Below are 13714 nucleotides of genomic sequence, written 5' to 3' on the forward strand. Positions count from 1 at the left end.
CCTCCCTCTATAATCTTTAATTTTCTTTAATTTACTCACTTATTCTTAGATTTTCATCATTTATAGTTTGGAGCGTATGGATAGAATTATTATTTATGATATAATTTGGAATAATAAGGGTGTTCTTAATAGACATAGTGTTGATTTGGTATTTTATGTTAGCAAATGGATATCCACAATGCTCAAGGTGGTCTACCCTCCCATGTCTCACAGGATCATTGTCCCTAAATTCCTTCGTTCAACCTATCCATGAGGTGGATGTCGGTTATGCTCCTTTGCAGGGTCTACGCCCGTATGGTGAATTATATTACCGACTACTCCAAGCTCCATTTATCAAAGAACTACAATCTAAAAATCAGTGAATAATTTATATTAAAATTGAAATAATTATACACATTTGTTAAGCAACCTTACCTGTAACTTCTGGATGTTTAATATCATTTATAAATTTCTGTGGATTATAATGAACTCCCTTTGTTCCTATTGCATAAAGAACTCTTATTAGTTTACAGCATAGGGCTATAAGCGATTGTTTTTTCTTTAGAGGATTATTAGCACGAGTTGTATAGTATTTATGCAGTGCCTTAAATTCATTATTTATAGCTACTAAAGGCATAATGGCCTTAAAAAGTAATGCTCTAAGCTTTCGCCTTCCTCTTTTGGTTATAGTGGTTTGTCCTTTATGTTTACCTGAGCTATGTTCTTTTAATGTGAGCCCGGCAAGTTTCTGAATCTGACGTGGATGTGCATACTGAGTCAATTCACAAACTTCAGACAGGAAGCCCGCAACAGTAACAAGGCCAAGTCCGGGAATAAGAAGCATTTCTTTTGCTCCAGGTATTTCACTAATAATAGCCTCAACCTTAACCAGCAAGTCATTCAATTTAAGCATCACAGAATCATATTTATCTAAAAGATATTGGAGTTCATATTCAGCCATTTCAAGACCTTCTGTTACTCCTACAGATATTTGGGCTTTTTCCATAAGTAGTTCTGCACGTTTAACGCCTACGGCTCTTTTAACTTCTGTTTTCCACAGTTTTAGAATATCTTCAATGGTTGATTTAACGATTTTAGATGGTGTGGATAAGTTCCTTAGTGTTAATAACGCTGTTTTACCTTCCCAAGATGAAAATATATCCTCAAATTCTGGGAAATATATATCCAGCCAACGTGCTATTCTTGCTTTTACACTATTTAGTTCTTTTATCAATATATCTCTAAAATCCATAGCTATTCTTAAATCGGCATATATACCTTGAGGTAAATTAGGCTCTGCAAACCTACCATCTTTAACAAGCTGTGCTATAACTTTAGCATCTTTTGTATCGTTTTTAGTAGGAGAATTATCATCCAGCTCTTTGCTTTTCTTTACATGCATAGGATTAACAATAGCTACTTTTATTCCATTGTGTGTAAGGAACTTAGCTAAACAAAACCAATAATGTCCTGTAGGTTCCATACCAACAATCACATTATTCTTACCGTGCTCCGCACATAGCTTTTTCATCCAGTTATAAAGTTCGATAAATCCTTTATTATCATTTGTAAAGTTAAGTGCCTTACCATATTCAATTCCTCTAAAATCCTGTGCTCTCGCAACATGCTTTTCTTTTGCAATATCAATACCGATAATTAATGTTTGTTCATTTATTTGCATTATTCTTTTATTTTGGTTATAATTCATTTTAGGTACCTCCAATGATAGTTTTATTAATTAGGGATAAGTTTAGTGCCTTATACCCTGTATTCTATCAGGAGGTGCTTTTTTTATCCACTCTCAAATTATTTCATTACAGGAATGCTCCTTATGCCTGCTTCTTAAGAGTGCCGCCTGCCATAAGTATTCCAAGTTCGTGTTCAGTTGCACTCTTAGCATCTAATATATCAACTATTTGTCCGTCGTATATTACAGCAATTCTGTCGGATAACGCTAATATTTCATCAAGTTCAAGTGAAACAAGTAGTATTGCTCTACCTTTATCTCTTTCCTCTACAAGCCTCTTGTGGATGTACTCAATTGCACCAACGTCGATACCACGTGTAGGTTGTGCTGCAATTATAAGTTCTGGGTCTTTATTTATTTCTCTTGCAGCAATAAACTTTTGTTGGTTACCACCTGATAGAGCTGATGCAAAAACTTCTTCATTTGGAGTTCTAACATCAAACTCATCAATTAATTTTCTTGCATATTCCTTTATTTTGTTATAATTCATCATAATTCCCTTTGCGAAAGGAAGCTTATAATGGTTACCTAAAACTGCATTTTCATATAGTGAGTACTTTAAAACCAGACCACGCTTATGCCTATCCTCTGGAATATGTCCAACTCCTGCTTCAATAACATCCCTTGGAGTCTTTCCAGTTACATCTTTGTCGTTTATATAAACCCTGCCATCGGTTGGTTTTCTAAGACCAGTTATAACCTCTATAAGTTCAGTTTGACCATTTCCATCAACACCAGCTATACCAACTATTTCTCCAGCTCTAACTTCTAAATTTACACCTTTAACAGCTGGAAGTTTTCTGTGATCTAAAGCTGAAACATTTTCAAGCTTTAATACAACCTTACCTGGTTTTGCTTCACTCTTTTCTACTACCAAATTAACTTTTCTACCTACCATCATTTCAGCAAGTTCATCTATATTTGTATCCTTTGTATAAACTGTATCTATAACCTTTCCCCTTCTTACGATTGTAACCCTATCACTCATTGCCATAACTTCTTTTAGCTTATGAGTAATCAATATGATTGACTTACCCTCTTTAACCAAGTTCTTTAAAATAACCCCTAACTCTTCTATTTCTTGAGGTGTTAATACTGCTGTTGGTTCATCAAGTATTAATATATCTGCACCTCTATATAATGCCTTTAATATTTCAACCTTTTGTTGTTGTCCAACAGTTATATCTTCTATTACTGCATTCGGATCTATTTTAAATCCATACTTCTTTGCTATTTCTTCAGTATCCTTTATGGCCTTTTGCATATCAATTTTTATACCCTTTTTAGGTTCTGCACCAAGCACTATGTTTTCAGCAACTGTAAAATTATGCACAAGCATAAAGTGCTGATGCACCATTCCTATACCAAGCTTTATTGCATCTCCTGGGCTTTTTATGTTTACCTTTTGTCCATTTACATATATTTCTCCAGCATCAGGTTGGTAAAGTCCATATAGTATGTTCATTAAAGTTGTTTTTCCAGCTCCATTTTCTCCAAGTAGAACGTGTATTTCTCCCTTTAGTAGTTCAAAGTTTACATCATCATTTGCTCTAACACCTGGGAAAACCTTTGTTATCCCCTTCATTTCAACAACTTTTTGCATTAATTTTCCTCCCTTCTTTTGGTTAAAAAAGCTAGATGCGGCGGCATCTAGCTTTATATTAAATTACTTAACTTCAGGAGCTGTAAAGTTCTTAACGTCATCTCTTTTTTCTGGAACTGTAAACTTTCCATCCTTAATAGCTTGTGCGTATTTATCTACTACAGCTATAACATCTGCTGGTGTGTTGTTCTTAGTTGTTGGAGCATAGCCTACACCATCTTCTTTTAATCCAAGCACAGTATGCCCAGCCTTGAAGTTTCCTTCAACTAATTCCTTTGTAGCAGTATAAGTACCAACGTCAACCCTCTTTATCATTGATGAAAGAATTACATCCTTATAATCTGGTGCTGTTTCAGCTTGGTCTTGGTCAACACCTATTGCCCACTTCTTCATTTCCTTTGCAGCCTTGAATAATCCAAGTCCTACTCCACCAGCCGCGTGGTAAACAACGTCACATCCATCATTGTAAAGAGCCTTTGCTAATTCATAACCTTTATTAGCATCATTGAAACTTCCAGCATACTTAACAGTTGTTTTGTTCATTAAGCCTTCTGCAGCTTGTGGATTTACCGCCTTAACCCCTGCTGCAAATCCAGCTTCAAACTTTTCAATAAGTGGCATTTCTATTCCACCAATGAAACCAACCTTGTTAGTCTTTGTCATTTTACCAGCAATTACACCCATTAAGAATGAACCTTCTTCTTCTTTAAATGTAATTGATTTTACGTTTGGTAGATCAACAACTGCGTCGATAATAGCAAACTTCTTATCTGGCATCTTTTGAGCAACATTCTTAAGTGAACCTTCCATTAGGAAACCAATTGCAAATGTTAAATCATCTCTTTGTCCAAGTTGTGTAAGGTTTGGTTCATAATTTTCTTGTTGCTTTGATTGAAGAACATCTACCTTTACTCCAAAGTCCTTTTCAGCCTTCTTTAATCCTTCATAAGCTGAATCATTAAAGGACTTGTCACCAAGACCTCCTTGGTCTGTTGCCATACCAACCTTAATGCTTGACTTTGGTTGTGTTCCTTGTTCTCCTTCCTTCTTTGCACAGCCAGCAAATACACCAGCTATTAATGAAGCTGAAAGAACAAGGGCAAGAGCTTTTTTCATTTTCATATTTTTTCCCCCTTCTTTTTGGTGTTTATATTTTTAATATTCCTAAAAGGATACAATTTTATAACGAACCCATTATGTAAAAAATGAATTTAATAAAATATTTACCATTTTATTTTTCAGAAAATTATTTTTAAATGTCATAATTTCAAGTTCTTCCAATTTCAGAACGTATTGTGCTATACTATTTAAAAGTTGCAAAAAAATATATTTTATCATATTTTTATTTAACTTTATCATATTACCCTGCATATAATAATATACGATAACTTTTGTATAATTTCAATATGTTATTTAAATTTTTTCAAAAAAATAATAATTTTAAAATTTGGCTACTGTCGCAAATTGTCGAATTTTAATATTTGAGGGGCAATTGCCCCTTTATATAAGATTACATTCCTTTAATATTTTCATAGCTCTATCTAAATCTTCATCTGCCACCATAACTACAGGACCTGTACATCCCATACCACTTTCTGCATATATTCCTTTAACCCAAAGCATTTTCACTGCATTTTCAAGCTCTAAAATATCAATTCCTGATATGGTGGAGGTAACAACCTTTTTATCAGGGCACTTAACATCTTCAGTTGATTTACCATTTACTTTTTTCAATTTTTCAAAAATATATTTAAGATTAACTGACTCTAATTTTTTAAACTCATCCTCTAATATTTTATTTATTTCGTTTTTAGCACAGGTTGCACAATATCTTAATGCTTCACAAATTACAGGAGCACCTGATGCCCTTGATATTATGTTTATTAGTCTTTTATAACCTTCACCTATTCCTGGTCCATATCCATAGCCTAATGACTCATAGTCTCCACCTGTTGTATATGCCGAAAATATCTTCATCAATACATTTCCTGTAAGGGAATCAGTTACAACCACATCTGCTGAACCTGCTAAAATATCATTTCCCCTTAATATAAAACCTCCGTCTTTTCTTATTGATGAACAAAACTCAATATCATATCCTGTATTTTTTAGTTCTATTAGTATCTTTTCAACTTGTCTTGCACCTTCAACATTTAGTATACCTACCGTTGGTTTTTTTATACCACAGGCCTTCGCAGCTATTATTCCATAAAACGCATTTTTAACCATAGCCTCAATTCTATCTGCCGACGAAGTTCCAGTTGTCGTTGATATAAAAACTTCCTTTCCCTTTGCTGGTGTAATTATTCTACCTACAGTTGAAACGCCAATTGGGAAATTATAATGCATTGTTACGCATCCCTTTAAAACTTTTTCATCTATAAGCTCTTCCATTATTTTATGACATTCATCTTCACTTTCTGCTTTAATACAGGAAAAACCCTCAACTTCACTTGGGCCAATTAGCACTACTTCAAAATCACTATATTTATTTTTAGCAAGATATGCTGCCTTTATAATTTCTTCTTCTCCAAGCTCACTTCCTAAGGTAGTTAATCCAATTTTTATTTTTTCTTCAGCATATCCGTTTTCTAAAATATCTGCTATATCATTAAATACTTCTGCAACCATTTTTTTTATATTTTTAGACATATAACCACCCCTTATTCATCAAGTAAGTGGGAAGCAAAATCCTTAAGAGCCTCTGCTACCATCTTTTTAACTTCATCCTTTGTAATTAGTTCCTTTTTATCCTCATAAATTCCCGAATTTTTCTCAATCAAATAGGAAATTCCATCAAATAGATTTGTCATTCGAGCAAGGAAAAGACTTCCCTTCCCAACTATCATTACTCTATTCATTTCTCCCTTTAGCATCTTCTCCCTTGCAAATCCAAGTATTGGAACACCTGAAGGAACGTGTCCTTGTGTTGGCGCATACCCAACATATCCGTGCTTTTTAACGAATTCATTTATTTGGCTTCTTTCAAGTTGACCCTTCTTAACTGCAAGTGCTGCAATCATCTTATAGTTTTGAGTTGGAACATCTCCAGCACCAGCAGGCTCTGTAACTTCAGGATTTTGCATCTCTGGTGCATATTTATCAACATCAGTGAATTTTAGATTAAGCCTTTCAAGAGGCTGAGCGACAATCGCCTCAATTACTGCCTGTGGCGAAGCACCTGCACCTATTGAATGCTTTCCTACTGAATCTGTTCTAACAACAGGATTTACTCCATCATTTTCAGAAACTAAAATTGCAAAACCACCTAAAACATCCTCCATTATAGGCATTCCCTTTTTTACGTGGTCACGTCCATTCATTCCAAGCTTTGCAGTAGCCCCACCTGCAACAACAAGAACATTTTTAAATACCTTAGACTGTATTAGTGTTGAAGCATATAATAACGCGTGGGTTGGCCCTGCACAAAATCCTCTAACATCACATCCAGTTGCATTTTTTAAACCTGCTATCTCTCCTATTGCCTTTGCAAAGTTTCCTCCACCCCTTTGATTCATATCTCCACAGGCTTCCTCTGAACATTCAATAATGTAGTCTATATCTTCTTTGTTTATATTTGCCTTTTCAATAATATGAAGTGCTGCTAAAACCCCCGATGCCTTAACTGCTAAATTTTCAGTTATTACGTGGGCTGATAAGTTTATATCAAACTCGTGAGCTCTCTTTACACAACCTACTAATTTGTCATCTAAATATAGGCCCTCTGCTACTCCATTTTCAACCAATTTATTTATTTCCTCTAATTCGCTGCCCTCTCCAAGTCTATTTGAAAGCTCCTTCAAGTAATTACTATTTTCAAACTTTATCTTTAAATTCTGAGTAAAACTCTTTTCCAATCTCACTAAATCAAAAACATCACAACTTTTTATAAGCCCATAAAACTCATCCTCAGGCATTATCTCTCCAAATTTTCCATATCTATTTGCATTTTCAACTTTCTTATTAAACCAGGGTCTTTCAAGATTTGCTAATTCTTCTGGTTCTATATTTCCTATGTAGGTTTGATTAACTGGATATGCAATTACATCATCGTAGCTTCTTAAATGATTTCTAATAACCTTTAGATATTCCGAATCGGAGTTTGTCTCCCTTTCAAGAGTTTGTGTAGTACCATTGTGTAAAACCATATCAGGAGTATGAACTAAAACATAACTAACGCCCCTTATAACAGGATACATAAAATTACCTCCCATAAATCAAATTGATTTTTAATAAGTTCCGTTTAGGATAAACCTAAACGGAACTTATTTTTATTCAAAAACTGTTTGTTCTTCAATTGGAGTTTGTAGTGCCTTTAATGCCTTTTCTACAAGTTTTCTCCTTAATGCCTTTTCATCTTCATAGGATAGATTTGGATTTCCAAGTGGGTGAGGTATTGCGACTGTTGGAACTATTCTATTTGCACCTACAGTTTTTGAAATTGGAACAATTGTACACATATGAACTACAGGCAATCCTGCCCTTTCAATTTCCTTTACCATCGTTGCACCGCAACGAGTACAAGTACCTCAAGTAGAGGTTAAAATTACAGCCTGCACACCATCCTTTATAAGCTCCTCTGCAATTTTTTGACCAAACTTTTTAGCATTTGCAACAGCTGTTCCATTTCCTACTGTTGAATAATAATATCTGTGGAGCGAACCTATTTTTCCCTCTTTTTCTAATTCCCTTAATACATCTACAGGTAAAACCCTGTCTGCATCTTTATTTGCATATACTGGGTCATATCCTCCGTGGGCTGTTTCATAGGTTTCATTTGTTAAATCATATACACCTTCAATATCGTATTTTCCAAATTTTGATGCACTTGAAGATTCAATCTTATCAGGGTTTCCCTTTGGAACAATACCACCAGAGGTTACAAGAGCTATCTTTGCATTTTCGATATCAACTATTGGAGGATTTGGTGCCACTCTATCAAAATCTGGCATTTTAAACTCTGTATCAAATTCCTCTCCCTTTATCTTTTTTATGAGCATATCAACAGCTCTTTTAGAACCTCTCTCTGATGCAAAATAGTTTATTCTGATTCCTCTTTCTATATATCCTTCCTTCTCAGGACTTTCTATTTCTTCCTCATTTATAAGTTTTAGTGCAAGAGAAGCCATCTTTGGTATAGCATCCCTCATACCTACTGCACTATCCTTTGTGGAAATTATATAAATATCCCTTTTATAAAGATCAACACCTGGGTTTTCTATATACATACCAGTTAAAACAGGTATGCTTAAATTTTCTTTAACGTGCTTACAGATACTTCCACAAGCACTTCCATATCTTCCTGCATTAAAGGCTGGACCAGCTATAAATAAGTCTGGCTCATATTTTTTTATCATCTCAAGAATAGTATTTTTTGCCTTTTCCTCATTTTCAGCATAGTAGGAATCACCACATATTATTGTTGCTACTATCTGTGCCTGTCCTTTAAAAGCCGCATTAAGTGCCATCCCTGGTCCTACAAATCCTTCCTTCACAAAGGGTTCAATATGGGCCTTATCTTCTCCACCTATCTGTCCAAAAAACTGATTTAAATAGTGAACAACCTTAATCATCTACTCCCACCTCCCCTGTGTCAATCTTTATATTGACTGTACATTTCTCTCATAGAACGTACTTCATTAGAAATTGCCTCAACATCAAGAACCATTTCCATCATTCCACACTGTTCATCATAAACAGTTGGATCACATTCATTTTTAATCTCTTCCTCAAGAATGTGATATACTCTAAGTCCTAATGGTACACCAGCTAATGGTCCTGCATAGGTTGGGTCTCCTGCTGTAACTGTTTCTGCAGATAAGCCAGCTGCCTCCGCCTCTGCACCACCAAGTAGTACAACAACATTTTCTGCACCATATTTTTCAGTTAAATCCTTAACTCTTTGTTGGATCTCCAGATCCATTGCACCTGCAGCAGTTCAAACAAAGCATTCTGTTGAAGCAAAAACAACTTCTGCCCCTGCACTCTTTGCACATTCTTCAATTGCAGGTCCTGGAATACCATCTCTATCTCCTATTGCTATAACCTTTCTTCCCTTTAATATCATAGTATTACCCCCTTTAAAATCCTTTTGCTGATAAATAACCAAATCCAACTTCACTGGTTGCGCCAGTAATAACCTGAATTTCTGCCTCTATTGAACCATCTTCTTTTAGTGAGCCTGCATATCCACCAGCAATGATGTTCGCAGCCTCCTTATGCCCAATAACCTTCTTCATTGGTGGAAGCACTATAAGTTCATTTGCATTTCCTGCAGTTACAACTGCATCTCCCTTTGGAGTTGAATCTGCAAGGGATTGTGAAGCTCCGTCTCTTCCTGCATATTCATCTGTAACAAGTACCGTTTTTATTCCCTTTTCTTCTATCTTATTACAGTTCATTACAAGGTCTGCATCAGGATTTCCAAATCCTTCTTCTGAAATTATTGCTGCATCTGCACCTATAAATTCAACAAGTTTAGCTGTGTAATTGGATGACCTTTCCTTGTCTGCAAGATAAACATTTTCATTTGTTATTATGCAACCTATAAAATTAATATCTTTTCCGTGTCTTTCATATAAGTCTTCTATAATTGGGTTGTTCATATGAACATAGGTTGGATTTTTGTCACAGGCAGAAACACAGTTTCCACTTACAATTGCACCATCAAATACCTCTGTAGGATAAATAAATGTTGGAATAATCTTCTTTGCATCAATCCCATATACATAGGTGTCGTGTAAAAGTCCCTGGCTTTGAAGCATATAAACATAAACAACCTTTGGTAGACTTGGATACATCTTTACTTGTTCAAGAAGAGGAAGCGTTTCATAAACCTTAATTTCATCTGGTTCTACATCTTTACCAGCCCTTCCAAGATAGCAGGCAGCCTTAAAACCTACCATCCTAACAGCCTCTTCGTGTTCGTGCTGTGGAAGATTGTCAACTGGTTCACATACCAAAACAACATTATTTGTTTTAGAAAATGGAGTATATTTTGCACCTTCGCCTGTCATATCTATTATACCTTCTTGGAAACCAACTATTTTTCCAGTTGTTACTACTGCTGCTCCTTTTAATATGTGAGTTCTACCTGAGCCTACTGTATCAACCTTTGAAATAAATCCTGGGAAAATACCTCCTTTTCCCTCAACCTTTACTCTTGGTTCAATTACATCCTTTACAGGGATGATTCTTACCTCTTCACCAGGTCTTGCAATTTCTACATCTATGCTTTTTAATCTCTCATCCCCTGATACTTCCTTAAGAAGTTCTTCTTTGTTAATGTACAAAACACCCTTTTCAACCTTTGTCACATCTGAAAACTGAACATCCTTGATAAATATTTTTCCAAGCTCAAGTCGCAATACCTTCACCCCCTATAGTTTACATTTTGCTGAATATTATTAATTTTTTATTCAAATAAGGAGACCTTGTCTCACTTATTCACAGAACTTTTTAATCATATTTTCAATATCTTCAACTGTATTGATTTTATCTGGTGTTAGAGTTTCTGCCTTTTCCCCATTAACATACATAATCATTGTTGGAAGTCCTAATACCTTCTGAGCTATTGCAAGTCTTCTATTTTGACTTGTATTTAAGCTACAGAACTTAATCTTATCTCCATATTTTTCTTCAAGCTTATGAACATCTGGCATAAGTTCAATGCATTTTTGGCACTTATCTCCCCAGTAATCAACAAAAACTGGCTTTTCTGTGTAATTTAAAACTTCAACTTCAAAATTGTCCTTATTAACCTCTAACATACTTTCCCTCCTATTTATTAAATTTTTCATTTATATATTCCTCTGCAGCAACAGCAGCAACTGCTCCATCGGCTGCTGCAGTTATAACCTGTCTTAGTGATTTTTGAACTACATCACCTGCAGCAAATACCCCTTCAACATTTGTCTTCATATTTCTATCTGTTAAGATATAGCCTCTATCATCCATTTCAACTTTACCCTTAAAAAGCTCACTTTTTGGTTCAAGTCCTACAAAAACAAAAACTCCATTAACAGCAAGTTCACTAATCTCTCCTGTCTTTACATTTCTTAATACAAGGCTCTCTAATATTTCATCTCCCTTTGCTTCCTCTACTACTGTATCCCAAATAAACTTTATCTTTGGATTGTTAAAGGCCTTTTCCTGTAGTGATTTAGCAGCCCTTAAAGAATCTCTTCTATGAATAATAGTTACTGTTTCGGCAAACTTTGTTAAGTAAAGTGCCTCAGTTATTGCACTATCTCCACCACCTATAACTGCAACATCTAAACCTTCAAAGAAATCCGCATCACAGGTAGCACAGTAGGAAACCCCTCTACCTCTAAGTTCAATTTCATTTTTAAATCCTGCCAGCCTGTATTCTGCACCTGTTGCTATGATAACAGCCTTTGATCTGTATTCTTCCTTTCTTCCCTTTAATATTTTGATATCATCAAAAAAATCCACCTCTACTATTTCATCCTTTGAAAAGGTTGTACCAAACTCCTCTGCCTGTTTTCTCATCCTTTCAACTAAAGCTGGACCTGTACAATTTTCAATTGAACCTGGGTAGTTTTCAAGTTCTGCAGTTGTTGCAGCCTGACCTCCAAACTTTTCCTTTTCAATTACTAATACGTCAAGTTTTGCTCTTGATGCATAAAGTCCTGCTGATAGGCCTGCTGGCCCTCCTCCTATTATTACAATGTCATAAATATGGCTCATCCCATCACTTCCTTTCAATTTAATGCATTTTTTATTAAATCAAAATCAATTAGACTAAAATCCTCAAGGATTCTGTGGTTATAAATAGATATTTTTTTGTTTTTTATAAGTTGTTGTGCCTTTAATATACTCTCTTCTATTATGTTAATGCTCATCAAATCTATCTCATCAAAGCACTGCCTTGATACTGCGACAGATTTATAGGGTGTCTGGTTTGGTTTTATACTTCCCATCAAAGGGTGGGTTAACAGCCTATGGCCTTTATGAACATAGTCTCTTACTGTTATTAAAATATCTAACAAAGATGCATCTGGGTTAAATATTACTTCATATTTAGTTTCTAAACTTGCTTTAGTTAAGGGATTATTAGTTACTATAACTGGTTTTAGTTTCAAATCCTACACCTCTTTTAATTCATAGGAATTAATTTTACTTTAAGCAAAAGTGTTTCTATACATATAAAAGCTAATATACAAATAAAAAAAGGATGTAGTTGCCTACATCCTCTGCCTTCACAGAGTTCTGTCCACAAATAGTACTTTTGCCTGAGAGTATCATAAAACTTGGCAAGCTTTACTTACCCCTTCGGCGCCCTTTTGGGTCTCTCCTATTTGCTTCATCCAGAATATTTACTTCCTAATTTCATTATACCTAAATTATAGCAATTTTGCTATTTATTTTTTGAATAGTTTTAATTATAAAAATAAATAACACCCCTATTGGGATGTTTAGGCTGTTAAAAAAGTCAAAATAAGATAAGCCCCTTGAAGGATTTCCTTGGCATTCCTTCAAGGGGCAATTCCATAACCATAGCTGTGTTATCAGATTATTTTTTATAAAACCATATTCCAATAACTCCTGGGCCGGAGTATGTTGCAACTACTGTTCCAACCTCTGCAAGAAGATACTCATCAACACCAAGCTCACTTCTAACCATACCTTCAAATTCGGCTAAATTTTCAAAGTCTCTTACAGTTCCTACTGCAAATAGTTCATCCTTTTCAAAACCTTCCTCTTGAACATATTTTATCATTCTTGTTAAGGCCTTCTTCATTCCCCTTGTTTTATCTAATATTTCAAGTCTTCCTTCTGTAATATAAATTATAGGCTTAATGTTTAAAAGTGTACCAATAGCTGCTTGAGCACCTGATAGTCTTCCACCCTTTTTAAGGTATTCTAACTTATCCAATGCAAATGCTACCCTTGATTTTGGTGCAAGTTCATTTAGTGTATTGTAGATTTCTTCTATATCTTTTCCTTCTTCTACCATTTTTGCCGCCTTTAAAGCAAGCATACCTGTCCCAAAGCTTACTGTTCTTGAATCCACAACATATACATCCTCTGTTTCAAGCATATCCTTTGCAATAAGGGCTGATTGATAAGTACCACTTAAGTTTGATGATATATGAATTGAAATTATTTTGTATCCTTCATCAAGAAGTCTTTTGTATTCATCACAAAATCTTGCAGGATTAACTTGAGAAGTCTTTGGAAGTTCCTCTCCTTCGTCAAGCATCTTAAGTAGATCATCTATTTTTAAATCTACACCATCATAGTAGTTTCTGTCTTTATAAGATACCGTTAAAGGAATAACTCTGATATTATACTTTTTCACAAGCTCCTTTGGAATATCTGCAGTACTATCTACAACTATAGCTATTTTATTCATCATACCC

At 34.9% G+C, this 13714-nt stretch carries 12 protein-coding genes and 1 riboswitch; all 12 genes read right to left on the reverse strand.

Annotation, left to right across the window (positions count from 1 at the left end; all coding sequences use genetic code 11):
* Positions 1–400: 400 nt before the first annotated feature.
* Positions 401–1687 (reverse strand): IS110 family RNA-guided transposase, encoded by a 1287-nt coding sequence (locus BUB63_RS03805; protein ID WP_073247998.1) that lies wholly within the window; start codon positions 1685–1687, stop codon positions 401–403.
* Between the two features lie 121 nt (positions 1688–1808).
* Entirely contained in the window at positions 1809–3329 is a 1521-nt protein-coding gene (locus BUB63_RS03810) for an ABC transporter ATP-binding protein (protein ID WP_073247999.1), read from the reverse strand.
* Positions 3330–3392: 63 nt separating this feature from the next.
* A complete protein-coding gene (locus tag BUB63_RS03815; protein WP_073248000.1) occupies positions 3393–4451 on the reverse strand; it encodes a BMP family lipoprotein in 1059 nt (352 codons plus the stop codon).
* 378 nt (positions 4452–4829) lie between these two features.
* The gene (gene grdD, locus BUB63_RS03820; protein ID WP_073248001.1) at positions 4830–5981 is read right to left on the reverse strand and encodes a glycine/sarcosine/betaine reductase complex component C subunit alpha; all 1152 of its coding nucleotides are present in this window, start codon (positions 5979–5981) and stop codon (positions 4830–4832) included.
* Positions 5982–5992: 11 nt separating this feature from the next.
* Positions 5993–7528, reverse strand: a complete 1536-nt coding sequence (gene grdC / locus BUB63_RS03825; protein WP_073248002.1) for a glycine/sarcosine/betaine reductase complex component C subunit beta — start codon at positions 7526–7528, stop codon at positions 5993–5995.
* Between the two features lie 72 nt (positions 7529–7600).
* Complete coding sequence (gene grdB / locus BUB63_RS03835) at positions 7601–8902, reverse strand: glycine reductase complex selenoprotein B (RefSeq protein ID WP_084106491.1); 1302 nt, start codon at positions 8900–8902, stop codon at positions 7601–7603.
* Between the two features lie 20 nt (positions 8903–8922).
* The gene (gene grdA / locus BUB63_RS03840; protein WP_084106493.1) at positions 8923–9396 is read right to left on the reverse strand and encodes a glycine/sarcosine/betaine reductase complex selenoprotein A; all 474 of its coding nucleotides are present in this window, start codon (positions 9394–9396) and stop codon (positions 8923–8925) included.
* Between the two features lie 13 nt (positions 9397–9409).
* Positions 9410–10696, reverse strand: a complete 1287-nt coding sequence (locus BUB63_RS03850) for a glycine/sarcosine/betaine reductase component B subunit (RefSeq protein ID WP_073248006.1) — start codon at positions 10694–10696, stop codon at positions 9410–9412.
* Between the two features lie 75 nt (positions 10697–10771).
* Positions 10772–11098 carry a thioredoxin TrxA gene (trxA, locus tag BUB63_RS03855; RefSeq protein WP_073248043.1) on the reverse strand — a complete coding sequence of 109 codons (327 nt, stop codon included), beginning with the start codon at positions 11096–11098 and terminating at the stop codon, positions 10772–10774.
* Between the two features lie 10 nt (positions 11099–11108).
* Complete coding sequence (gene trxB, locus BUB63_RS03860; RefSeq protein WP_073248007.1) at positions 11109–12038, reverse strand: thioredoxin-disulfide reductase; 930 nt, start codon at positions 12036–12038, stop codon at positions 11109–11111.
* A gap of 14 nt (positions 12039–12052) precedes the next feature.
* Entirely contained in the window at positions 12053–12433 is a 381-nt protein-coding gene (locus BUB63_RS03865; RefSeq protein WP_073248008.1) for a GrdX family protein, read from the reverse strand.
* A 128-nt stretch (positions 12434–12561) separates the two neighbouring features.
* Positions 12562–12658, reverse strand: a riboswitch (glycine riboswitch).
* A 206-nt stretch (positions 12659–12864) separates the two neighbouring features.
* Positions 12865–13707, reverse strand: a complete 843-nt coding sequence (locus BUB63_RS03875) for a DegV family protein (protein WP_073248010.1) — start codon at positions 13705–13707, stop codon at positions 12865–12867.
* Positions 13708–13714: the final 7 nt, after the last annotated feature.

Source organism: Caloramator proteoclasticus DSM 10124 (assembly GCF_900129265.1).
Classification (GTDB): Bacteria; Bacillota; Clostridia; order Clostridiales; family Caloramatoraceae; genus Thermobrachium; species Thermobrachium proteoclasticum.

Bases quoted from the DNA above. Each gene is read 5' to 3' on its own strand.
- BUB63_RS03805 (WP_073247998.1), bottom strand. From the start codon at position 1,687: ATGAATTATAACCAAAATAAAAGAATAATGCAAATAAATGAACAAACA.
- BUB63_RS03810 (WP_073247999.1), bottom strand. From the start codon at position 3,329: ATGCAAAAAGTTGTTGAAATGAAGGGGATAACAAAGGTTTTCCCAGGT.
- BUB63_RS03815 (WP_073248000.1), bottom strand. From the start codon at position 4,451: ATGAAAATGAAAAAAGCTCTTGCCCTTGTTCTTTCAGCTTCATTAATA.
- grdD (WP_073248001.1), bottom strand. From the start codon at position 5,981: ATGTCTAAAAATATAAAAAAAATGGTTGCAGAAGTATTTAATGATATA.
- grdC (WP_073248002.1), bottom strand. From the start codon at position 7,528: ATGTATCCTGTTATAAGGGGCGTTAGTTATGTTTTAGTTCATACTCCT.
- trxA (WP_073248043.1), bottom strand. From the start codon at position 11,098: ATGTTAGAGGTTAATAAGGACAATTTTGAAGTTGAAGTTTTAAATTAC.
- trxB (WP_073248007.1), bottom strand. From the start codon at position 12,038: ATGAGCCATATTTATGACATTGTAATAATAGGAGGAGGGCCAGCAGGC.
- BUB63_RS03875 (WP_073248010.1), bottom strand. From the start codon at position 13,707: ATGAATAAAATAGCTATAGTTGTAGATAGTACTGCAGATATTCCAAAG.